The organism is Mycobacterium mantenii (assembly GCF_001667865.1).
In the GTDB taxonomy this organism is placed as follows: domain Bacteria; phylum Actinomycetota; class Actinomycetes; order Mycobacteriales; family Mycobacteriaceae; genus Mycobacterium; species Mycobacterium mantenii_A.
In genome coordinates this window covers 37454-59915 of sequence record NZ_LZJP01000116.1, presented here as the reverse complement: position 1 = coordinate 59915, position 22462 = coordinate 37454, and the positions used below count along the sequence as shown (strand labels likewise).

Here is a 22462-nt window from a genome sequence, read left to right as displayed (position 1 = left end):
CCGTCAGGGCCCGGGGTGTCGTTTTCGGGATGCTCAGTGTCAGCCATGGTCCTAAGGGATTCAGTCGGTGGCGCTGGCGAAGGCCGTCGGGGAACCGACGCCGCTTCGCAGACTGCCGTCGAGGTAGGCGGCGCGGCAGGCGCGGTGCCCGATCTTGCCGCTGGATGTGCGCGGGATGGTCCCCGACTGCACCAGCAGCAAGTCGCGGACCGTCACGCCGTGGCGCACCGCGATCGCGGCCCGGATGTCGTCGGCGATCGGCTGGTAGTCCAGCTTGTGCGAGCCGGCCGCGCGTTCGGCGACGATCACCAGCTGCTCGGAGCCGTCGTCGGGGTCGTACTTGATGCCGGCGTGCGGGTTGTCGAACACTTCCTTGGGCAGCTGGTTGGCCGGCACCGAGAAGGCGGCGACGTAACCGGTGCGCAGCGCCTTGCTGGCTTCCTGCGCCGAGTACTCGAGGTCCTGCGGGTAGTGGTTGCGGCCGTCGATGATGACCAGGTCCTTGATGCGGCCCGCGATGTAGAGGTGGCCCTTGTGGTAAGTGCCGTAATCGCCGGTCTTGACCCACATGCCGTCGTCGGGGGCACCCTCTGCGTGCGACTGGCTGATCCGCGACTTGAGGATGTTGCGGAAGATGTCGTTGGTCTCTTCTTCCTTGCCCCAGTAGCCGGTGCCCAGGTTGTTTCCGTGCAGCCAGATCTCGCCGATCTGACCGTCGGGCAGCTCGCTGGCGGTCTCCGGGTCGACGATGACGGCCCACTCGTCGACGCCGATGATGCCGGCGGAAACCTGAGGGACGGCCTTGGGTGAATCGGCGGGCACCTCGACGAAGCGCTGCTTGTTCAGCTCGTCACGGTCGACGTGGATGACCGTGGGCGCCTCGTCCATCGGCGTGGTGGAGACGAACAGGGTCGCCTCGGCCAGACCGTAGGAGGGCTTGATCGCGGTCTCCCGCAGACCGTAGGGCGAGAACGCCTCGTAGAACTTGCGCATCGACGCCGGGGACACCGGCTCGCTGCCGTTCAGGATCGCCTTGACGTTGCTCAGATCCAGCGGCGGCTCACCCTCCTTGGGCACGCCGCGGACCGCGGCATGCTCGAACGCGAAGTTCGGCGCCACGGTGATGACCTCGCAGTCCGGGGCGTCCTCGGGCTTGCGCGCCATCTCGCGGATCCACCGGCCGGGCCGGCGCACGAAGGCGGCCGGCGTCATGAAGGTGAAGTTGTGGCCGATCACCGGTGACAGCAGCGCGGTGATCAGCCCCATGTCGTGGAAGAACGGCAGCCAGGACAGCCCGCGGTCGGCCTCTTTACCCTCGAGCCCGTTGAGCACCTGCAGCACGTTGGTGGGCAGGTTGAGGTGGGTGATCTGCACGCCGGTCGGGGTGCGGGTGGACCCGGAGGTGTACTGCAGGTAGGCGATGGTGTTCTCGTCGGCCTCGGGCGGCACCCAGGTGGACGCGACCTCGTTGGGCACCGCGTCGACGGCGATGATGCGGGGACGTTCCTTGGCCGCCCGGGCGCGGATGAACTTGCGGACGCCCTCGGCGGCCTCGGTGGTGGTCAGGATCGTCGACGGGGTGCAGTCGTCGAGCACGGCGTGCAGGCGACCGACGTGGCCCGGCTCGCTCGGGTCGAACAGCGGCACCGCGATCCGGCCGGCGTACAGCGCGCCGAAGAGCGCCACGAGGTAATCCAGGTTCTGCGGGCACAGCACCGCGATGCGGTCCTCGGGCTGGGTGACTTGCTGCAGGCGGGCACCCACGGCGCGGTTGCGGGCGCTGAACTCCGACCAGGAGATGTCGCAGGCGACGCCGTCGCGTTCGGTGGAGAAGTCCAGGAACCGGTAGGCGAGCTTGTCGCCGCGAACCCTCGCCCATTTCTCAACGTGCTTGACCAAGTTCGTGTTGTCCGGGAACTTGATCTTTCCATTCACGATGAACGGGTTGTGGTACACCATGCCGCTCTCCTGTCGCACCTGTTTTGGGTCGGCCCGGCCGACGCCTTGTTCCTAGGCCGGCTCCGCCGACGGCTTCGTTCTCTAGCCGGCTATGCCGACGGTTACATGTCTACGCGCACACCGGACCTCGCACGGCACCCGCTGGGGTAAGCCGGCCATGTGCCAGTCCCCGCCGACCCGACGGGTGCGCGACAAAGGTCCGATAGCTCTTAAATTCCTCTTAATGTTACGGGGCTGCCTACGGCAGACCAAATCACAAGGTACCGCCGATCGACGTCGGCAACCGCCACCTGACGCTTGTGTCCCACCGCCGTAGATCATCCGTGTTTCGGTTGTGGCGCATTCGCGATAAGACCGTGAGCCCAGTTCAACGTCCAGTCGGTCGCCGGCGCCCCGTCGATGCTCCAGCACTGCGTCGTGGCGTAGAGGGCGTGGACGGGCTGACCCGCGCCGCCGGCCAAGGTGTTCAGCGTCGTCGGCAGGTTGGCGATGCTGAACGCCTCTTCCGGCGCGGCGCAGATGAGGTCGCCCGGCGCGCAGATCTCATTGGTCCTGGCGTTGAGATCCCCGAAACCCCCCGGGCGCGCACCGGTCATGGTCAGACCCATCCCAGACAGAATGGGCACCTCGTGCAGCGTGACCTCGGCGCCCTGCCCCGGCGGGTTGGGCCCGATGTCGTTGCCGACTCCCATCTGACGGCGGCCGTCAGCGATCAACGTCACACCCAACACCAGGTCCTCGTCGACGGGTCCGCGGCCGTTGCCGATGTCGCTGGCGATATCGCCCGCGATCACCGCTCCCTGCGAAAAGCCCATCAGCACGTAACTGGTCAGCGGGCACTTGGTGTTCATGTCGGTCATCGCCTGGACCGTCGCGCGGGTGCCCTCGGCCCGGCTGGCGTTGTAGGACATCTGCGTGTCGCCGCTCAACGGATTGTGGAATTGCGCGGTGTACGGGGTGGTGTACTCCTGCACCCGCGACGACGGGAACTGCTGGGTAATGCTCGTGGTCACCTTGTGCAGCAGCGCGTTGGGAAATTGGACGGGGTTGACGGGGTCGTCCTGCACCGCGGACTCCCACGTGCCGGGAACGTTGACCAGCAGCACGTCGGGGCACGAGGCGTCTTGCGAAGCGGGTCGCGGCTTGTGCGGGTGCGTCGTGGTCGATGACGGCGGCAGCACCCCGGACGGCACCGCGCTGGGCTGCGACTGGTGGCCGCGCAGCAGGGTGACCGCGGCCAAGATGCCCAGGAAGACGACGGCGGCGACGGACACTGCGGCGATCCAAGCGAGGGTGCGTTGGCGCTTACGCCGCGCGCTGTTAGCCATGTTCTCCTGCCAGCAGAGTCGGTGGATCGCAGCTACGCGGTCCTCCCGACCCCTGCTGCACCCCCTACACGCTACCGGCTCGGCCGGCTGGGTCAGTCAGGCAGCGAGCCGCTAGCGGATGGCGCCGACCCGCTGCGCCCGGCTTCGCCGCACTGGCGATCGCCGCTAGCGGATGGCGCCGACGATATCGCCCGACATCGCCCCGAGTTGCCCCGACCACGAGCCCCAGCCGTTGTCGCCGCCGCCGGGGAAGTCGAAGTGACCGTTGTGCCCGCCGTTGCTGCGGTACTGCTGATAGAACTCGCGGGAACTGCCCATCGCCGCGCCGGCCTGGCCGATCATCGCGGCGTCGTCGCCGCCCATGTTGGTCGGGCTCCACACCCACACCCGGGTGTTGTTCTGCGCCAGCAGCGAGGCGTGCACGTACGGGTCGTGCCACTTCCACCGGCCCAGCTGCGGGGCGCCCCACATGCCGTTGCCGTCGACGCCGCCGAACTGCTGCAGGCCGGCCAGGATGGCGCCGTTGTAGTTGGTGCTCGACGGGTAGAGGAACCCCGACAGCGACCCGGCGAAGCCGAAGCGGTCGGGGTGGAAGGCGGCCAGCGCCATCGCGCCGTAGCCGCCCTGCGAGGCACCGACGGCGGCGTGCCCGCCGGGCGCCAGGCCCTTGTTGGCGGCCAGCCAATCGGGCAGCTCGCTGGACAGGAACGTGTCCCACTGCTTGCTGCCGTCCTGTTCCCAGTTGGTGTACATGCTCCACGCGCCGCCGGCCGGGGCCACCACCGAGACGCCCTTGCCGCCCAGCGTGTTCATCGCGTTGCCGGCGGTGACCCAGTTGCTCACATCCGGGGCCGCGTTGAAGGCGTCGAGCAGGTAGACCGCGTGCGGACCACCGCCCATGAAGGCCACCGGGATGTCGCGGCCCATGGCCGCCGACGGAACCATCAGGCTTTCGTAGCCCGCCGCCCGGGCCTTTCCGACGGTTGCAGCGGTCTGCAGCGCGAAGGCCACCCCGACCGCTAGCACGGCTACGCAGAACACCCGCAGAAGCGCTGACACACCCCGCACGACCGTCATGTCCACCCTCCATCGTCTAGTCGCTGACAGCAGATTAGCCAGCGCCGTAGTTCCCCCGACCGCCGGGTAGTGAAACACGTCACACGGGCCGCAAACGACTGGCGGCGGAAACCCCTCGGGGTTTCCGCCGCTGGTCGTCATGCGTGGTGTGGTTAGGTGCCCTGGCCGTTACCCGCGTTGGCGGTGGCGGCCGTGGCCGGACCCGCGCCCGGGGTGGCGCCCAGCACCGACTGCAGGTCAGGCTTCATCGCCTGCAGCTGCGCGCCCCAGTAGGGCCAGTCGTGGGTGCCGTTGGCGTCGAAGTTCCACACGGCGTTGTTGCCGCCGGCGGCCTTGTACGCGTCCTGGAACTTCAGGTTGCTGGTCCGCACGAAGCCCTCCAGGAACTTCGCGGGCAGGTTGTCGCCACCGAGGTCGGACGGCTTGCCGTTACCGCAGTACACCCAGATGCGGGTGTTGTTGGCGACCAGCTTGCCGACCTGCAGCGACGGGTCGTTGCGCGCCCACGCCGGGTCCTCCTTCGGACCCCACATGTCGGCGGTCTTGTAACCACCGGCGTCACCCATGGCCAGGCCGATCAGCGACGGACCCATGCCCTGCGACGGGTCCAGCAGCGCCGACAGCGAGCCGGCGTAGACGAACTGCTGCGGGTGGTAGGCGGCCAGGATCAGCGCCGACGATCCGGCCATCGACAGACCGACGACGGCGCTGCCGGTCGGCTTGACCTGCTTCTCGCTGTTCAGGTACGCCGGCAGCTCGCTGGTCAGGAAGGTTTCCCACTTGTAGGTGGTGCAGCCGGCCTTACCGCAGGCGGGCTTGTACCAGTCGGAGTAGAAGCTGGACTGGCCACCGACGGGCATGGCGACCGAGATGCCGGACTGGTTGTACCACTCGAACGCCGGGGTGTTGATGTCCCAGCCGTTGAAGTCGTCCTGCGCACGCATACCGTCGAGCAGGTACAACGCGGGCGAGTTCGGGCCACCGCTCTGGAACTGAACCTTGATGTCGCGGCCCATTCCCGCGGACGGAACCTGCAGGTACTCCACCGGCAGACCCGGGCGCGAGAAGGCCCCGGCGGTCGCCGAGCCTCCGACGGCGCCAATCAGGCCCGAGAGCAGCGCCGCACCTGCGGCCGCCACGACGAGCCGGCGCGGCATTCCCGCCACGGCGCCGCGCAATCTGTCGACAAGCGTCATCCTTGCTTCCTCATCCTTCTTGCGGCCTTTCGGCGCAGTTCACCGATCGGGCGCTTTCTTGATTGGGTCGAACTGCCTGCGCGCAAGCGCGGCAGTGCCCGTGTAGTCAACCACACCTTGCATCGTTCGGCCGCATCGAGGCGACGGCGCCCACCGTCGAGCGGCCCTCCTACCCAGCGGTTTTCAAGTCAAACATGTGTCTAAAAGGCGGTGTTTTCGCATGTGCTTAACCGCCATTGGTACCTGGTGAGAGGCCAATTGTGATGTTGCTGCCATTTTTTCGCGGCGCGCGGAAGGTGATTCGTCCGCAATCTGCCGAAAATTCTTCTGCGCGACGCTTACTCGTGCGGCGGGGGCGGTGGCCCCGGCGGCACGGGCAGGCCGCACCGGGCCAGTTCGTAGCGCGGCACCCGGTCGATCCGGTAACCGGTGAACTGGAAGGAGTTCACCAGGTTGGACACGAATCGGTGCGGGGTCATCGGCGCGCGCACCGAGCTGAGCACCGCCTTCGTCTCGGGGCATTGCAGCGCCGCGACGGCCTGGGCGACCCACTGGGCGTCCAGATAGCCCGGAATCCCCGGAGGCAGCTTCACCCAGGGGCCGTCGGCGATCACCCAGTCCGGGAAGAGGTTCTTGTCGTGCCCAATGCGGCCGTGCTTGAGCCGTTCGGTGTGCTGCGCAAGCGGATTCGCCAAACCGATCTGATCGATCACCCTGACGTCGAGCCCGACGTTCATGCCGACCATGCCGAGGTTGGTGAAAAACACTGCGTGCTGCGGCTTTTGCGGAGACTTGTCGCCCGGCGCCGGCGGGGCCTGCGGCACCAGGTCCCACTGGATGTAGTTGCCGGACGGCAGCAGCAACGCGCCTTCGGGCGTGTTGTCCAGCGCGGTCAGGATGGCCGCCATGCGCGGATAACCCAGGTAGTCGGCGGCGGTCAGCGGATGCGCGTGACCGGTGGCCTGGGCATAGAAGCGGCGTTCGTCGACGATCCCGGTGTAGGTGACGTGGGTGGCGTCGTCACCCATCCCGGGTGAATTCGCCGCCCACAGCGCCCATCCGGCCACGCCCAGCCACAACGCGCCGGCGGCGCCGGCCACCCAGTTACCCGTCTCGCGTGAATAGTCCTGGCCGTCGGGGATGGCCACCGGGATGACGGCCACCGGGGCCAGTAGACAGAACAGCGGCGCCAGCAGCACCCGGGCGTGCATGAAGTCGCCGCCCTGCCGAATCCAGTAGAGGGCCTGCAGCAAACCGCTGAACAGCACCCACGCCACCACCGCGGGCGGGCTGTGCACCGCCCGGGCCAGCCGCCCGTAGTCGGGGGCCAGCGCGGGACGCAGGAAGGACGGCCGTCGGCGGGCCGCGAACAGCAGCACGCCCAGCGGCACGAGCAGCACCAGGGGGATCCACACCGCGTAGGGCGCGTTGAAGTTCGACAGGTAGATCATCCCCTGCGACCACTTGTCCCCGGCCGCGTCCTTAGCCAGGGCGGTCCCCGGGACGAGCAGGCCGTAATAGCCCATCCGGAAGATCTCGTAGGCCACCGGCAGGAAACCCCCGGCCACCACCACCAGCACCCGGCGGCGCCAGGTCCGGGCCGCGATCAGCATCATGATCAGCGCCAGCCCACCCATCAGCGCCAAGTCGGGCCGGACCAGGACGCTGAACCCGGCCACGAACGCCAGCGCGCCGGCGAACACGTTCTTATCGGCGCGATTGCGCACCGGCTGCGCCCAGCAGACCATCATCCACCAGAGCAGTCCGAGATAGGCCAGCGTCAAACCGCTCTCCAGCCCGGACGTGGCGAAGTCCCGCGCCGGCGGCAGAGCGACGTACACCAGCGCCCCGGCGGGCAACATGATCGCCTTGCGGCCCCGCAGGCTCGGCGCGTACAACCGCGCTGCGCCCAGCATCAGCAGCGCCACGCCCACCACCGAGAGCGTCAGGGCGAGCGCGAGCGCGACGTACTCCATGCGCAGCGCGCCGCCGACCCAGCTGCCGGCATACATCAGGTAGGTCCAGGCCGTGGAGGTGTTGGCCTCCACCCGCTCGCCCTGGTTGAACACGGGTCCGTTGCCGGCGAGCAGATTGCGCACGGTGCGCAACACGATCAGCCCGTCATCGGCGATCCACCGCCGCTGCCAACTCCCCCAGCCGAACAGGACGGCCACCACCGCCAGGCCGATCCACAGGCTGACCCGCACCATCGTGGTGTACGGAAAGATGGGCCACCCGGCCCGCCTGGTCACCGGCCGGCTCCGCATCATGCGCGCTTTGAGGGCCTGCAGTTCGGGGCTAACCGAAGGCAACGGCGGCTCCAAGCGTCGCTATCCACGCCACGAAAAGCAGCTGCAGCACCCGGTCGCGCAGCGCGATGTCTTCGGGTTCGCCGGCCAGCCCGCCGTCCACGTCGACGGCGTAGCGCAGGATCGCGATGGTGAACGGGACCATCGACACCGCGAACCACGACCCCGAGTGGCGGTCACGCTCGAACGCCCACAGCCCGTAGCAGAGCACCACCGCGGTGGCCGACATGGTCCAGACGAACCGCAGATAGGTGCTGGTGTAGCTCTCCAGGGACTTGCGGATGGCGGCGCCGGTGCGCTCGGCGACCTGCAGCTCGGCGTAGCGCTTGCCCGCCACCATGAACAGCGACGCGAACGCCGCCGTCAGCAAGAACCATTGCGACAGCGGGATGCCGGTGGCGGCGCCGCCCGCGATGGCGCGCAGCAGGTACGCCGACGACACGATGCAGATGTCCATCACCGCTTGGTGTTTAAGACCGAAGCAGTAGGCAAGCTGCATGCCGAGGTAGACGGCCATCACCACCGCCAGGTCCGGCGTCAGCCACCAGGCGATCCCCAGCGAGCCCGCCCCGAGAACCACTGCGAGGGTGTAGGCCAGCCACTCCGGCACTACACCCGCAGCGATCGGGCGGAATCTTTTGGTGGGGTGCTCGCGGTCGGCATCGACGTCGCGCACGTCGTTGACCAGATAGATCGACGAGGCCGCCAGGCAGAACACCACGAACGCCACCGACACCTTGGTCAGCACGTCAGCGTAGTTGTAGTGCACCGGGCCGCCCAACGCTGCCACCGGCGCCGCCAGCACCAGGACGTTCTTCACCCACTGCCGCGGGCGGATCGCCTTGATCACGCCGGCCACCACGTTGCCCGAGGGGCCGGTCACCACGTCCTCACTCATTCGCCCAGACCTTCCGCGCCCGGCCTTCAAGCCGCACGGCGACTCGCGCGACGGTGGCACCGAGGGCGATGCCGCAGGCCACGTCGCTGGGATAGTGCACCCCCAGCAGCATCCGCGACAACGCCATCGGGGGAATCAAGAGGGCGGGCAGCGGCAGACCGGTGACCCGCCCCATCAGGATCGCCGCGGCCGTCGTCGAGGTGGCATGCGCCGACGGGAAACTCAGCCGGCTCGGCGTGCCGACGTTCACGACGACGGCAGGGTCATGCGGCCGCTTGCGCCGCACGATCCGCTTGACGACGACGGCGGCGACGTGGGCGGCGAACGCACCGGCCCCGGCCATCAGCCACTCGAAGCGACGCTTCGGTGACAGCACCGCACCGATTGCGGCGACGGCCACCCAGCCGATGCTGTGCTCGCCGAAGTGCGACAGTGCGCGCGCCACCGGTAGCGCCCCGGGCTGATCGCCCAGTGCCGCCTGGACGGCGACCAGCGCGGCCACTTCGCCGCGCGGAGCCTCTGCAGAGGAGACCTCAGGCATGTTCCGCAGCTGGCAGCAACGCCGTCTCCCACTTCTGCTTGCTGGACAACACGGGCAGCGCGTCGCGATACACCCGGCGCATCTCGTCGAACCGGGCGAGCAACTGACGCTGCCGGCGCACCGATTTGAACAACAGCGAGAACATCTTTCGCCGGTCCCGCTGCCGGTAGACCACGCCGCAGCCGTCGGCCGTCGTGACCGTCACGCCGTCGACCGTGCACAGCCGGAACCAGCGCGCATCCTGGGTGGGCACGTTGAACTCGGGCCGGCTGTGGGATTCCGTGTCGGCCTTGGTCATGTTGTGCAGGATGCCGCGGGCCAGCCGGTAGCTGATCGACACCGGGTTCACCGGCGGCTTCATCGCCTTGCTCTGGTACAGCGGCTTGGGCAGCTCGCTGGCCGCCGGCAGCACGACGGCGTCCGGGTATTCCTTGCGCAACCGGTGCACTTCGGGCAGCGCCGATTCCAGGATCGAGAAGATGTGCTCCGGGCCGGCGAGGAAGTCGTCGATGGCCCTGTTCTGGATGGCGACCGTCGAATATTCCAGGCACGCAAGGTGTTTCAGCGTCGCCTTGAGGTGGCTGCGGACCAGGCCGGTGATATCGCCATCCCAGTGCAGCGCGGCGACCACCAGCCGGTTGCGCAGGTGGAAGTACGCCTGCCAGTCGATGGCGTCGTCCTTGTCGCTCCAGGCCATGTGCCAGATCGCGGCGCCCGGCAGGGTGACCGTCGGGTAGCCGTGTTCGCCGGCGCGCAGACCGTATTCGGCGTCGTCCCACTTGATGAACAGCGGCAGCGGCTGACCCAGTTCTTCGGCGACCTGCCGCGGGATCATGCACGTCCACCAGCCGTTGAAGTCGACGTCGATGCGGCGGTGCAGCAGCGCGCTGCGATCGTTCTTGTCGTTCAACGGGAATTCGGCGAAGTTGTGATCGTATTCGGCGTGCGGCGCGGCGGTCCACATGAAGTTCGACTGGTTGACGACCTCGCCCATGATGTGCAGGTGTGACGGCTCCTGCAGGTTGAGCATCTGGCCGCCGATCAGGGTCGGCTTCTTGGCGAAGCGATTCATCGCCAACACCCGCAGGATCGTGTCCGGCTCGATGCGGATGTCGTCGTCCATGAACAAAATCTGTTGGCAGTCAGTGTTTTTCAGCGCCTCGTACATCACCCGGCTGTAGCCGCCGGACCCGCCGAGGTTGGGCTGGTCGTGAATGGAAAGCCGATCGCCCAGGCCCGCCGACGCTGCCGCGAAATCCGGGTGATCGCGCACCTTGCGGACGCCCTGATCCGGCACGATGACCGCGCCGATCACCTCGTCCACCAACGGATCTGCGGTCAGGTCGGCGAGCGCGTTGACGCAGTCGGCGGGGCGGTTGAACGTGGGGATGCCGACGGCGATGTTGGCCACGCCCGGAGCGGGCTCCGTCGCATACCAGCCGCCACTGCGCAGGGTGACCGCGGTGTCGGTGGTGATGTCGAACCAGATCCAGCCGCCGTCCTCGAACGGCTTGAGCGGCACCTCGATCTCGACGACGGCCGGCTGATCCTCGGTGCCGACGAATTGGCGGCCCTCCACCGAGATTCGCACCCCGGTGGCTTTGGTCCGGTACATGTCGACGCGTCCGGTCCCGGTCAGCTCCACCCGCAGCGCCACCGACGTGCAGGTCGTCCAGCGACGCCAGTAGCTGGCCGGGAACGCGTTGAAGTAGGTGGCGAACGACACCTCGGACTCTTTGCCGATCTCCAGCGAGGTGCGGCTGGTCGCATGCGCGCGCCGGGCGTTGGTCGTCGACTCCTCGAGGTACAGCTTGCGGACGTCGAGCGGTTCGCCCGGCCGCGGCAGGATGATTCGGGACAGCAGGCTCACGGCACTCATTTAGGCGCCACTCCTTCTCATCGCGTCGTCCCCCTCGCCGCTGCGCGGCTGGGGGTGCCCCCACTGCATCGTCGTGGCGCGCATCAGCGCGCGCCTTCCTCTTTGTTCTGGGCTTCGGTCAGGGATGCGCCGTCACGCAGGTGCGGCGCCAGGACGTTGTCGTACATGTTCAACGCGCTGGCGATGGCCATGTGCATATCCAGGTACTGGTAGGTGCCCAGCCGCCCGCCGAACAGGACCTTCGACGACGCGGTTTCCGCCTTCGCCCTGGCCCGATACGCGGCCAGCAGGGCGCGGTCGGCCTCGGTGTTGATCGGATAGTAGGGCTCGTCGTCGTCTTCGGCGAAGCGCGAGTACTCCCGCATGATCACGGTCTTGTCGGTCGGATAGTCGCGCTCGGTGTGGAAGTGACGGAACTCGTGGATGCGGGTGTAGGGCACGTCGGGGTCGTTGTAGTTCATCACCGGCGTGCCCTGGAAATCCCCGATGGGCAGCACTTCGAGTTCGAAGTCGAGGGTGCGCCAGCCCAGCCGGCCCTCGGCGTAGTCGAAGTAGCGGTCCAGCGGTCCGGTGTACACGACCGGCGCCTCGGGGCTGTCCGCGCGCAGCTGGTCGCGCACGTCGAACCAGTCCGTGTCCAGCCGGACCTCGATGCGGTCGTCGGCGGCCATGTTGCGCAGCCAGGCGGTGTAGCCGTCGACGGGCAGGCCCTCGTAGGTGTCGCTGAAGTAGCGGTTGTCGAAGGTGTAGCGGACCGGGAGCCGGGTGATGTTGGCGGCCGGCAGCTCCTTGGGGTCGGTCTGCCACTGCTTGGCCGTGTACCCCTTGACGAAGGCCTCGTAGAGCGGCCGGCCGATCAGCGAGATCGCCTTCTCCTCGAGGTTCTGCGCGTCGGCAGTGTCGATCTCGGCGGCCTGCTCGGCAATGAGCTTGCGGGCTTCGGCCGGGGTGAAGTACTTGCCGAAGAATTGCGACACCAGGCCCAGTCCCATCGGGAACTGGTAGGCCTGCCCGTTGTGCATCGCGAAGACGCGGTGCCGGTAGTCGGTGAAGTCGGTGAACTGCCGCACGTAGTCCCAGACCCTCTTGTTGGAGGTGTGGAACAGGTGGGCCCCGTACTTGTGCACCTCGATGCCGGTGTGGGGCTCGGCTTCTGAGTAGGCGTTGCCACCGATGTGCGGGCGGCGGTCCACGACGAGGACGCGCTTCCCGAGCTGGGTAGCCACGCGCTCGGCAATGGTCAGTCCGAAGAATCCAGAGCCGACGACGAAAAGATCGAAACGAGCGGTCATCGGTTGCTTAGGGTATCCGACCGCGTGGCCCTAACTCATTTGGCGAGGCCATGCCGCGGCGTCGGCCCTGTGACGACGGGCGTTGGGGCGCCTGGGATCCGCGATCACAGTCCGGGTCGCAATTGTCTCACGATTCAATATCACCACTCTAGTAACAGGGTCACCACTCGTACCATCGACTTTGTGTGATTCCCACCAGGAAGGAGCGGTGGGACGAGCCGACACAACACATAGTCAGATAGAGGAGACTTCCGTGCCGAACCGACGCCGACGCAAGCTCTCAACAGCCATGAGCGCGGTTGCCGCCCTGGCAGTGGCGAGTCCTTGCGCATACTTCCTTGTCTACGAATCGACCGCCGGCACCAAGGCGCCCGAGCATCACGAGTTCAAACAGGCCGCGGTCATGAGCGACCTGCCCGGTGAGCTGATGGGGGCGCTGTCGCAGGGGTTGTCGCAGTTCGGGATCAACATGCCCCCGGTGCCCGCCTTGACCGGGGGTGCGACCAGCACGCCGGGTCTCGGCGCTCCCGGCCTGGGCACCCCGGGCCTCGGAACGCCCGGGCTGGGGACGACGGGCCTGACCAATCCGGGTGTGACGAGCCCCGGCCTGGCCAGCCCCGGTTTGACCAGCCCCGGCTTGGCGAGCCCGGGCCTGACCAGCCCCGGTATGGCGCCCATGACGCCGGGACTCACCGCGCCCGGCGCGTTGCCGACCACCCCCGGTGGCGGCGTCGCGACCCCGGGTGCCGGCCTCAACCCCGCGCTCTCCAACCCCGGGCTGACCAGCCCGGCCGGGGTCACCCCGGGCCTGGGCGGCCCGGCGTTGTCGCCGAGCGAGGTGCCGATCGACTCCGGGGCCGGGTTGGACCCCGGCGCCGGCGGCACGTACCCGATCCTGGGCGACCCGTCGACCTTCGGTAACGCGTCGCCGATCGGCGGCGGCGGTACAGGCCTGGGTGGCGGTTCGAGCTCCGGCGGCAGCGGCGGTCTGGTCAACGACGTGATGCAGGCCGCCAACCAGCTGGGCGCGGGCCAGGCGATCGACCTGCTCAAGGGCTTGGTCATGCCGGCCATCACGCAGGGCATGCACGGCGGCGCGGGTGCCGCGGGCGCCCTGCCGGGTGCCGCCGGTGCGCTCCCGGGTGCCGCCGCGGGTGCCCTTCCGGGCGCGGCGGGTGCGCTGCCGGGTGCCGCTGGCGCCCTGCCGGGTGCGGCCGCGGGCGCTCTTCCCGCCGCCGCGGGTGCGGCCGGTGCGTTGCCGGCGGCCGCCGGTGCGGTACCGGCACTGCCTCCGGTCTAGTCCCCTACAAACCCTCCACAAGACGGCACCGCAGGATCTCTGCGGTGCCGTCGATTTTGTGGAGATTCGCCCGGGCTCAGTTCGTGTCGTCTCACAGATAACATTAGAAACACACGTAACATCAGCTGGTGTCCCGCAGTCGTGCGCCAACGATGTTGCTCACCGCTATGGCGGCGACCGTCGTCCTCGTCTCGTGGGTGGCGGACACCACACGCGAATTGCGCACTGCCAACCCGCCGCCGTCCCGCGGCACCCAACTCGCCGAGCAGCCGCTGGTCGGGTTGGGGGCCGGCGTCACGGTTCGCGAGATCAGTCAGGACGCCCCGTTCTCTCTGGTCGCCTTGACCGGCGACTTGGCCGGCACGTCCACCCGCGTGCGCGCGAAACGGTCCGACGGTTCGTGGGGCCCCTGGTATCAGACCGAATACGAGACCGCGGCGCCCGACGGGGCGACGACGGCCGGGTCGCTCGAGGGACCCCGCGGCACGGATCCGGTGTTCGTCGGCACCACGACGACCGTCCAGATCGCGGTCACCCGCCCGCTCGACGCGCCGGTGACGCAACCGCCGCCGGCGCCGCCGAGCGAGAAGACCGACCTGGGCTACAAGCCGGCATCCAGGGAACAACCCTTCGGCCAGAACATCTCGGCCGTCCTCATCTCCCCGCCGCAGGCGCCGGCCGAAACGCATTGGACACCACCGGCCGGGGTCCTGATGCCCGGCCAGGCTCCCCCCATCATCAGCCGTGCGCAATGGGGCGCCGACGAGTCGCTGCGATGCGGTACCCCGCAGTACGACAACGGGATTCGCGCGGCCGTCGTTCACCACACCGCGGGCAGCAACGACTATTCACCGCTCGAATCGGCCGGGATCGTCAAGGCCATTTACACCTACCACAGCAAGACGCTGGGCTGGTGCGACATCGCCTACAACGCACTGGTGGACAAGTACGGCCAGGTGTTCGAGGGCAGCGCCGGCGGTCTCACCAAAGCGGTCGAGGCCTTCCACACCGGCGGATTCAACCGCAACACCTGGGGTGTGGCGATGATCGGCAACTTCGACGACGTGCCCCCCACGCCGATCCAGCTCAGGACCGTCGGCCGGCTGCTCGGCTGGCGGCTGGGCCTGGACGGCGTCGACCCCAAGGGCACGGTGCAACTGGAGTCGGCCGGCAGCCACTACACCACCTTTCCCGCCGGCTCCGTCGCGACGTTGCCGACCATCTTCACCCACCGCGACGTCGGGAACACGGATTGCCCGGGCAACGCCGCCTACGCGCTGATGGACGAAATGCGGGATATCGCATCGCATGTCAACGATCCGCCGGAGGAACTGCTCAAGGCATTGGAGGGCGGCGCGATCTATGACCACTGGCAGGCGATCGGCGGGATGAGCAGCGTGCTGGGCGCGCCGACGTCGCCGGAAGACAGCGCGGAAGGCGACGCCCGCTTCGTCACGTTCGTTCGGGGTGCGATGTACTGGTCACCCGAGACCGGGGCGCAGCCGGTCACCGGCGCCATCTATGACGCCTGGGGCTCGCAGAGCTATGAACGTGGGCCGCTCGGGTTGCCGACCAGCGCGGAAATACAAGAGCCGCTGCAGATTACGCAGAACTTTCAGCATGGCACGCTGAACTACGAGCGGTTGACCGGAAACGTCACCGAGGTCGTCGACGGGATCACGACTCCGCTGACGACCGAATCCCCCAGCGGCCCAACGGTTCCGGCTGAGCACTTCTCGCTGCCGTCGCACCCCACACCCACGTAGGATTGCGCCGCTACGGCCGATTGCGTCGCGCCGCTAAAGCCACCAGCGTTCCAGCACCCGGCCCACCCCGTCGTCGTTGTTGGCGGCGGTGACCTCGTCGGCGGCCGCCTGCACCTCGGGATGGGCATTGCCCATCGCCACGCCATGCCCGGCCCACCGCAGCATCGGCAGGTCGTTGGGCATGTCGCCGAACGCCACCACCTCCTCGGAAGCGATCTCCAACGGCCGTGCGATCTCGTCGATTCCGGTGGCCTTGCTGATCCCCAGCGGGACGATCTCGATCAGGCCGTTATCGGTGGAGTAGGTGATGTCGCCCTCGATGCCGACGTGCTTGGCCAGTTTGGCCGCCATGTCGGCGCTGCGCGCTCCGGTTTTGCGGATGAGCAGCTTGATCGCCGGGGCGCTGAGCAGATCCTGGATCGAAACCTCGGTGTTGTCCGGGTTCAGCCAGGCATGCTCGTAACCCGGCGAGCTGACGAACTGCGGTGTCGCCGTGTCGTGCGCGCTGTCGCCGATCCGCTCGACGGCCAGCCCCGCGCCGGGGATGACGCGGGTCGCCAGCTCCGCCAGCTCGGCCAGCGTGTCGACGCCCAGCGTGCGGGTCGACACCACCCGGTCGGTCGCGGCGTCATAGATCACGGCGCCGTTGGCGCACACCGAGATTGGTGCGAAACCCAGCGCGTCGACGACGGGACGTATCCAGCGCGGCGGGCGGCCGGTCGCCACCACGAACCGCGCACCCCCGGCTATGGCGGCGTGGATCGCATCGCGGGTGCGCGGCAAGATCTTCTCGTCGTCGTCGAACAGGGTGCCGTCGACGTCGCAGGCGATGAGCGCCGGCAGGGTCATCGAAACCGCCCGCCCTCGCGGCTGACCGAACCGCTCAATGCAGCCCGCTCTGGCTCTGCCCCGGTCGCGTGACGCCGTCGGTCCCGTACCTCTGCATCCGCTCCTGCAACTCCGACAACCGGATGGCCCGGGAATCCTCCTGGGTGGGCGCGCTGCCGCCCAGCCGCCGCGGCACCCAGAATTCGTCTTTCGGGTGCGGGTATTCCTCCTGCACCCGGTACAGCAGGTCGTTCATCGCCGAACGCAACATCATGTTGAGTTCCTCGGGCGTGCCCCGCGGCGGCAACGGCTGCCCGGCCGCCACCGTGATCGGAACCTTGTTGCGGAACACCTTCTTGGGATGGTCCTTGGGCCAGATCCGGTGAGCGCCCCACACGACGATCGGAACGATCGGCACCCGAGCGTCCAGCGCCATGCGCGCCGCCCCCGTCTTGAACTCCCGCAGTTCGAAACTGCGGCTGATGGTGGCCTCGGGATGCATCCCGATCAGCTCGCCCTCGCGCATGCGCTGCACGGCCACATCGAGGGCGTCGTGTCCCGACCTGCGATCCACCGGGATCAGCCGGGCGTGATTGATGACGTAGTTGACCGCCTTCACGTCGGCCATCTCCGCCTTGATCATGAAGTACGCGCGCCGGTGGCACTCGCGGACGGCCATCAGCGTCGGAAGCCAGTCCAGGTAGCTGGTGTGGTTCTGGGCCAGCAGGGCGCCGCCCCGCGCGGGAATGTTCTCCAGGCCGTGATAGGTGAACTTGGTCCCCTGCATCGCGACCATCGGCGGAACAATCCATTCCGCCAACCGGTAGAACCCCTCGGGCATGTCCTCTCCTTCGCCTACTGCGGCGGGCGCTCGGCCCTTTTGGCCGACCGGGCCGCCGCCTCGGTGGCCTCAATGCGAGCGGCCTCCGCCGGGGTGGGCGCACCGCCGCCCAGCCGGTGCGGCATCCAATACGCTCCGGGCTCGCCCGGCTCGTGCTGTTGCGCCCGGTGCAGCAGCGTGGTCATCACGTCGCGCAGGGCGGCGTCGGTCTGCGCGATGTCTTCGCGCGCCGATAACGGCGCGCCCACCTGCACAGTAATGGGTATCTTGGCGCGGCCCACATTCCGCGGGTGATCCTTGGTCCAGATTCGTTGCGCTCCCCAGACGATCACGGGCACGATCGGGACTTCCGCCTCGGTGGCCATCCGCGCGGCACCGCTCTTGAACTCCTTGAGCTCGAAGCTGCGGCTGATCGTGGCTTCGGGATATACCCCGACCAGCTCGCCTTCGCGCAGCCGCTGCACCGCGACCGCGTAGGCACCCGCCCCGGCGCCGCGGTCCACCGGGATGGTCCGGGTGTGCTTGATCAGGAAATTGACGGGCTTGACCTGCTGCATCTCGGCTTTGATCATGAACCGCAGCCGGCGTCCCCGGCGGTATACGGCCAGCGCGGCCGGTAGGAAATCGACATAGCTGGTGTGGTTGATCGCCACCACGGCGCCGCCCCGCTCGGGGATCTGCTCCTCACCGCTGTAGGTGATCCTGGTGCCGGTGGCCTTCACCGCCAAATGGGCCAGCAGTTCCAAAGCGCGGAAGGTCGGCTCCACCATCGATCACTACTCCGGCGCCCCTGCGGACCGTGCCCGCCGAGCCGCCCGGGCCGCCGCCTCCTCGGCCTCCAGCCGGGCCGCGTCCGCCAGGGACGGGGCTCCCCCGCCCAGCCGGTGTGGCACCCAGAACTCCCCGGCGGGGTGAGGCCCGTACATTTCCTGCGCGCGTTCCAGCAGATGCTGCATGCGCGAGTGCAGCAGCCCCTTCAGTTCCTCGATGGCCAGGGTGGGCGCGATCGGTTCGCCGACCAGCACAATGATCGGAACCTTGGGACGCCACAGCTTTTTCGGATGATCCTTGGTCCAAATCCGCTGGGCACCCCAGACGATCACGGGCACGATCGGCACCCCGGCCTCGACCGCCATCCGCGCGGCACCCGACTTGAATTCCTTGATCTCGAAGCTGCGGCTGATCGTGGCTTCGGGGTAGACGCCGACCAACTCGCCGTCCTTCAGGTTCCGGACGGCGGCTTCGAAGGAGGCGGCGCCGTCCTGCCGATTCACCGAGATGTGCCGCAGGCTGCGCATGATCGGGCCGGTGATCTTGTTGTCGAAAACCTCCTGCTTGGCCATGAACCGCACCTTGCGGCCCAGGCCCTGCTTGTAGGCCGGCAGTCCCGCGAAGGTGAAGTCCAGGTAGCCGGTGTGGTTGATCGCAATGACCGCACCACCGCTTTTCGGCAGGTTCTCCACACCGGTGACGGTGATTTTCAGCCCCTGGAGACGCCACACCAGGCGGGCAAGCTGAATGACAGTCCCGTAAACCGGCTCCACAGCACTTCAGCCTAATGCTCCCCGCCGCGCGCCGCCCCCACAGCCGGAGATCCCGCCGCGCGCCCGCATTTCTTCCGGACGCGGGCGACGGGCCGACGGGGTCGGCCCGCGCTAAGCTCGGGGGCTGAAAAAGCCGTCACCCCCGGCCCAGGCCGCCGAAGCCTTTCGAAGGCCTTCTACCCGGCCCCAGGAAGGTATCAGTGCAGGTCACCAGCGTCGGCCACGCCGGATTTCTGATCCAGACCCAAGCGGGCAGCATTCTTTGCGACCCGTGGGTCAATCCCGCCTACTTCGCGTCCTGGTTCCCGTTCCCGGACAACAGCGCGTTGGACTGGGACGAGCTCGGTGCCTGCGACTACCTGTACGTGTCGCACCTGCACAAGGACCATTTCGACGCGCAGAATCTGGCCGAGCACGTGAATAAGGACGCGGTGGTGCTGCTGCCGGACTTCCCGGTGCCCGACCTGCGAAATGAGTTGCAGAAGCTCGGTTTTCACCGCTTCTTCGAAACCAGCAACTCGGTCAAGCATCGGCTCGGTGGCCCAAAGGGCGATCTCGACGTCATGATCATCGCCCTGCGGGCGCCGGCCGACGGCCCGATCGGCGATTCCGCGCTGGTGGTTTCCGACGGCGCGACAACGGTTTTCAACATGAACGACGCCCGGCCGGTGGATCTGGACGTGCTGGCCTCCGAGTTCGGCCACATCGATGTGCACCTGCTGCAGTATTCCGGAGCCATCTGGTACCCGATGGTCTACGACATGCCGGCCCGCGCCAAGGAGTCGTTCGGCGTCCAGAAGCGGCAACGGCAGATGGACCGCGCCCGCCAGTACCTCGCCCAGGTCGGGGCGACGTGGGTGGTCCCGTCGGCGGGCCCGCCCTGCTTCCTGGATCCGGAGTTACGCCACCTCAACGACGACCACGCGGATCCGGCCAACATCTTCCCCGACCAGATGGTCTTCCTGGATCAGATGCGCAGCCACGGCAACGACGGCGGCCTGCTGATGATCCCCGGCTCGACCGCCGATTTCACCGGCTCCACCCTGCATTCGCTGACCCACCCGTTGCCCACCGACCAGGTCGAGGCCATCTTCACCACGGGCAAGGCCGACTACATCGCCGAGTACGCCGAGCGGATGGCGCCGGTGGTCGCCGCGCAGCGGGCGGGCTGGGCCCCCGCGACCGGCGAGCCGCTGCTGGAGCCGCTGCGCGCCCTGTTCGAGCCGATCATGTCGCAAAGCGACGAGATCTGCGATGGCATCGGTTACCCCGTCGAACTGGTGCTCGGGCCGGAGACCGTGATCCTGGACTTCCCCAAACGGGCGGTGCGGGAACGGATTCCGGATGAACGGGTTCGGTACGGATTCGCGATCGCACCGGAGCTGGTTCGCACCGTGTTGCGCGATCGCGAACCGGACTGGGTCAACACCATCTTCTTGTCGACCCGATTCAGGGCCTGGCGGGTCGGCGGCTACAACGAGTACCTCTACACGTTCTTCAAGTGTCTGACCGACGAACGGATCGCGTACGCCGACGGCTGGTTCGCCGAGACCCACGACGACTCGGCGTCGGTCACGCTGGACGGCTGGGAGATGCAGCGCCGCTGCCCGCATCTCAAAGCCGACCTGTCGAAATTCGGTGTGGTCGAAGGGAACACACTGACCTGCAACCTGCACGGGTGGCAGTGGCGGCTGGACGACGGGCGGTGCCTGACCGCGAAGGGCCATCAACTGCGGAGTTCACGGGCGTGAACGCATCCTACGATGACGGACTGGTCCAACTGGATCGTGCGGCGATCACGTTGCGCCGCTACCACTTCCCTTCGGGCACGTCGAAGGTGATCGCGCTCGACGCGATCCGCGGATACAAAGCCGAGGGGTTGGGCTTGTTCACCCAACGATTCCGGATCTGGGGCAGCTCGGACTTTCGTCGCTGGCTGCCGCTGGACATCAGCCGGCCGCTCAAATCGACGTTGATCACCTTAGACGTGCCCGGCGTCCGGCCCAGCCCGGCCTTCACGCCGTCGCGACCGGACGAGTTCACCGCCCTGCTGGACGACCTGCTCAGCCGGCGCGGTTAGGAAGCGCGCGACTGGGCGAACGGGCGGCTGCTGCGTCTGCCGTTGGCCACGCGGGCATAGGTGGATTTCATGGCCGCGAGGTAGGCGGTAATGGACTCGCCGGCGATCGCGTTGTCCGGGAACAACACCGTAACCTTGGTTTCCCGCTGGAGCCGGGTCACCCACATCGACACCTGATGGGACACCCGTCCCTCGTCATAGATGCGGAAGTTCAAGTCGGAGTTGGCAACACACGACAACGGGGCGATGCTGGCATCCAGGAACGACATGACGAAGTTGCCGGGCCGCGGCCTGCCCAGGCCCACCTCCGGCGGCGCCAATTCCAGGACGCGGTCAAACGGCACGGTCGCCAGCTCGATGCCGGAATCGAAGGACGCTTGCGCGCAGCGCGCCGCATCGTCGAAATGTCCTGCGGCGTCGGGGACGCTCACGGGGACCAAGCCGGTGAACCAGCCCGTCGTCATCAGTTCGGTCGGCGTCCTGCGGGTGTCGGTCGTCGTGACGACGGAAAACCCTTCGGCACCTGTCAATTGGTGTTGGGTGAGGGCCGCGCAGCCGAACACCCCTCCGCTGAAACGCGCACCGGCCGCGACGCAGGCGTCCTCGAAGCGGTCGGTCTCGCGCTCGTCCAACAGCGTCTCGGTGACAAGCCGGCCGGCATAGGGGACCGACAGGTCACCCAGCGGCAACGGGAAGTGCGGCAGGGTCCCCTCGTTGTCGGCGGCGAAGTCGATCCATCCCTTTACCTCCGGGGAGTCCAGCGTCAGGGCGCTCATCTCCACGCGCTGACGCTCGCAGTAGTCGCCGTAGCGCCCCGCTTCCGGCAGCTCGATGGGTGCGTCGCCGCCCACCAGGGCCGCGTACATCAAATGGATCTCGCTGAACAGCACGCCCACGATCATCGGGTCGACGCAAAGATGAGCGATGCTCGCATAAAAGGTGAAATGGTCGCCGCCCTGAACAACGCCGAACAAGAAGCAGTCCCACTGCAGCGGGTGCGGCGTCGAGATGTGATCGCGTAGATCTCTCGGCGTCATGTCGCCGTGCTCGATCGGAGCAAGCTCGATATCGGCCGGGTCGGCCATGGTGTGGCGCACGATCTGCTCGGCATCTTCACACTCGAACCAGCTGTGGTACGTGTCGTGCCGGCGAACGTGCGCGTTGATCGCGTAATTCATGGCGCGGACGTCGCAGCGACCGGGGACGTCCCAGGTGAAGATCATCAGCCGCGACATGTCCAGGCCGCGCGCGCGGTGATCGCTGTACCGGCGCAGGTGTTGAGCTTGCTGGTAGCTGGGTGGCACGGAACTGACTGGCGCTTCGCGCGCTTTGGCGTTTGCCGCGGGTGTTGCGTGCCAACAGATCACGGGGCCGGGGTCGGGAATCCAGTCGCGGAGCGTCGTTATGCCAAACATCGAATGCGTCTGCACCTCCGCGCTGTTCGGCCAGGTCGCCCGCCACCAAACCTACCTTGCGACCAGCCGCGGTCGCATTGCACGAAATCCGTTGCGGGGAAGTCGGTAACGACGGACCAAATCGGCACGCCCCGCTGTCCCGGAATGGTCAGCATAACGGATGGGGTGGGCGTGCGCACCACCAAAACGCCCGGCCCGTGCATTGCGCG

The 22462-nt window shown here is 67.7% G+C and carries 18 protein-coding genes; 4 read left to right on the top strand and 14 right to left on the bottom strand.

Features of this window, described 5'->3' with window-relative positions; translation table 11 throughout:
* Window positions 1–60 precede the first annotated feature (60 nt).
* The 9 genes from fadD32 to glf all read right to left on the bottom strand — a co-directional run bounded on the left by fadD32 (window position 61) and on the right by glf (window position 12479).
* On the bottom strand, window positions 61–1959 hold the full coding sequence (gene fadD32 / locus A5688_RS22740; protein ID WP_067836446.1) for a long-chain-fatty-acid--AMP ligase FadD32: 1899 nt from the start codon (window positions 1957–1959) through the stop codon (window positions 61–63).
* Between the two features lie 317 nt (window positions 1960–2276).
* Window positions 2277–3287, bottom strand: a complete 1011-nt coding sequence (gene culp6, locus A5688_RS22735; RefSeq protein WP_067836448.1) for a carboxylesterase Culp6 — start codon at window positions 3285–3287, stop codon at window positions 2277–2279.
* A 165-nt stretch (window positions 3288–3452) separates the two neighbouring features.
* Window positions 3453–4355 carry an esterase family protein gene (locus A5688_RS22730; RefSeq protein WP_067836508.1) on the bottom strand — a complete coding sequence of 301 codons (903 nt, stop codon included), beginning with the start codon at window positions 4353–4355 and terminating at the stop codon, window positions 3453–3455.
* 161 nt (window positions 4356–4516) lie between these two features.
* Window positions 4517–5560 carry a diacylglycerol acyltransferase/mycolyltransferase Ag85A gene (gene ag85A / locus A5688_RS22725; RefSeq protein WP_067836451.1) on the bottom strand — a complete coding sequence of 348 codons (1044 nt, stop codon included), beginning with the start codon at window positions 5558–5560 and terminating at the stop codon, window positions 4517–4519.
* A gap of 338 nt (window positions 5561–5898) precedes the next feature.
* Window positions 5899–7872: a terminal beta-(1->2)-arabinofuranosyltransferase gene (aftB, locus tag A5688_RS22720; RefSeq protein ID WP_278184220.1), complete on the bottom strand. Its 1974-nt coding sequence runs from the start codon at window positions 7870–7872 to the stop codon at window positions 5899–5901.
* Window positions 7859–8767 (bottom strand): decaprenyl-phosphate phosphoribosyltransferase, encoded by a 909-nt coding sequence (locus A5688_RS22715; protein ID WP_067836458.1) that lies wholly within the window; start codon window positions 8765–8767, stop codon window positions 7859–7861. Before A5688_RS22715 ends, aftB begins: the two co-directional genes overlap by 14 nt.
* Window positions 8760–9308 (bottom strand): phosphatase PAP2 family protein, encoded by a 549-nt coding sequence (locus tag A5688_RS22710; RefSeq protein WP_082955164.1) that lies wholly within the window; start codon window positions 9306–9308, stop codon window positions 8760–8762. The genes A5688_RS22715 and A5688_RS22710 overlap by 8 nt, the downstream gene beginning before the upstream one ends.
* On the bottom strand, window positions 9301–11187 hold the full coding sequence (locus A5688_RS22705; RefSeq protein WP_067836462.1) for a glycosyltransferase: 1887 nt from the start codon (window positions 11185–11187) through the stop codon (window positions 9301–9303). The genes A5688_RS22710 and A5688_RS22705 overlap by 8 nt, the downstream gene beginning before the upstream one ends.
* An 83-nt stretch (window positions 11188–11270) precedes the next feature.
* Entirely contained in the window at window positions 11271–12479 is a 1209-nt protein-coding gene (gene glf / locus A5688_RS22700) for a UDP-galactopyranose mutase (protein WP_067836465.1), read from the bottom strand.
* 253 nt (window positions 12480–12732) lie between these two features.
* On the opposite strand from glf, the gene A5688_RS27465 reads away from it, so the two are divergent.
* Window positions 12733–13779 (top strand): PirG, encoded by a 1047-nt coding sequence (locus tag A5688_RS27465; RefSeq protein WP_207546725.1) that lies wholly within the window; start codon window positions 12733–12735, stop codon window positions 13777–13779.
* A 128-nt stretch (window positions 13780–13907) separates the two neighbouring features.
* The gene (locus A5688_RS22690) at window positions 13908–15545 is read left to right on the top strand and encodes an N-acetylmuramoyl-L-alanine amidase (RefSeq protein ID WP_431739732.1); all 1638 of its coding nucleotides are present in this window, start codon (window positions 13908–13910) and stop codon (window positions 15543–15545) included.
* A 33-nt stretch (window positions 15546–15578) separates the two neighbouring features.
* Here the strand turns inward: A5688_RS22690 and A5688_RS22685 are convergent, their stop codons facing one another.
* The 4 genes from A5688_RS22685 to A5688_RS22670 are packed head-to-tail and all read right to left on the bottom strand — an operon-like array spanning window position 15579 to window position 18758.
* The gene (locus A5688_RS22685) at window positions 15579–16394 is read right to left on the bottom strand and encodes a Cof-type HAD-IIB family hydrolase (RefSeq protein WP_067836473.1); all 816 of its coding nucleotides are present in this window, start codon (window positions 16392–16394) and stop codon (window positions 15579–15581) included.
* Window positions 16395–16428: 34 nt separating this feature from the next.
* Complete coding sequence (locus A5688_RS22680; RefSeq protein ID WP_067836475.1) at window positions 16429–17214, bottom strand: lysophospholipid acyltransferase family protein; 786 nt, start codon at window positions 17212–17214, stop codon at window positions 16429–16431.
* A 14-nt stretch (window positions 17215–17228) separates the two neighbouring features.
* Window positions 17229–17984, bottom strand: coding sequence for a lysophospholipid acyltransferase family protein (locus A5688_RS22675; RefSeq protein ID WP_067836477.1), 756 nt, complete (start codon window positions 17982–17984; stop codon window positions 17229–17231).
* Window positions 17985–17990: 6 nt separating this feature from the next.
* Window positions 17991–18758, bottom strand: a complete 768-nt coding sequence (locus A5688_RS22670) for a lysophospholipid acyltransferase family protein (protein ID WP_067836480.1) — start codon at window positions 18756–18758, stop codon at window positions 17991–17993.
* Between the two features lie 200 nt (window positions 18759–18958).
* On the opposite strand from A5688_RS22670, the gene A5688_RS22665 reads away from it, so the two are divergent.
* Both A5688_RS22665 and A5688_RS22660 read left to right on the top strand, forming a co-directional pair.
* The gene (locus A5688_RS22665) at window positions 18959–20509 is read left to right on the top strand and encodes an MBL fold metallo-hydrolase (RefSeq protein WP_067836483.1); all 1551 of its coding nucleotides are present in this window, start codon (window positions 18959–18961) and stop codon (window positions 20507–20509) included.
* On the top strand, window positions 20506–20838 hold the full coding sequence (locus A5688_RS22660) for a hypothetical protein (protein WP_067836486.1): 333 nt from the start codon (window positions 20506–20508) through the stop codon (window positions 20836–20838). Before A5688_RS22665 ends, A5688_RS22660 begins: the two co-directional genes overlap by 4 nt.
* Here A5688_RS22660 and A5688_RS22655 read toward each other — a convergent pair.
* Window positions 20835–22253, bottom strand: a complete 1419-nt coding sequence (locus A5688_RS22655) for a condensation domain-containing protein (protein ID WP_067836511.1) — start codon at window positions 22251–22253, stop codon at window positions 20835–20837. The two genes, A5688_RS22660 and A5688_RS22655, sit on opposite strands and share 4 nt — an antisense overlap.
* Window positions 22254–22462: the final 209 nt, after the last annotated feature.

Excerpts from the sequence above, each read along its gene's own strand:
- A5688_RS22685 (WP_067836473.1), bottom strand. The coding sequence starts at position 16,394 with ATGACCCTGCCGGCGCTCATCGCCTGCGACGTCGACGGCACCCTGTTC.
- ag85A (WP_067836451.1), bottom strand. The coding sequence starts at position 5,560 with ATGACGCTTGTCGACAGATTGCGCGGCGCCGTGGCGGGAATGCCGCGC.
- A5688_RS22715 (WP_067836458.1), bottom strand. The coding sequence starts at position 8,767 with ATGAGTGAGGACGTGGTGACCGGCCCCTCGGGCAACGTGGTGGCCGGC.
- A5688_RS22680 (WP_067836475.1), bottom strand. The coding sequence starts at position 17,214 with ATGCCCGAGGGGTTCTACCGGTTGGCGGAATGGATTGTTCCGCCGATG.
- A5688_RS22705 (WP_067836462.1), bottom strand. The coding sequence starts at position 11,187 with ATGAGTGCCGTGAGCCTGCTGTCCCGAATCATCCTGCCGCGGCCGGGC.
- A5688_RS22710 (WP_082955164.1), bottom strand. The coding sequence starts at position 9,308 with ATGCCTGAGGTCTCCTCTGCAGAGGCTCCGCGCGGCGAAGTGGCCGCG.
- culp6 (WP_067836448.1), bottom strand. The coding sequence starts at position 3,287 with ATGGCTAACAGCGCGCGGCGTAAGCGCCAACGCACCCTCGCTTGGATC.
- A5688_RS22675 (WP_067836477.1), bottom strand. The coding sequence starts at position 17,984 with ATGGTGGAGCCGACCTTCCGCGCTTTGGAACTGCTGGCCCATTTGGCG.
- glf (WP_067836465.1), bottom strand. The coding sequence starts at position 12,479 with ATGACCGCTCGTTTCGATCTTTTCGTCGTCGGCTCTGGATTCTTCGGA.
- fadD32 (WP_067836446.1), bottom strand. The coding sequence starts at position 1,959 with ATGGTGTACCACAACCCGTTCATCGTGAATGGAAAGATCAAGTTCCCG.
- A5688_RS22655 (WP_067836511.1), bottom strand. The coding sequence starts at position 22,253 with ATGTTTGGCATAACGACGCTCCGCGACTGGATTCCCGACCCCGGCCCC.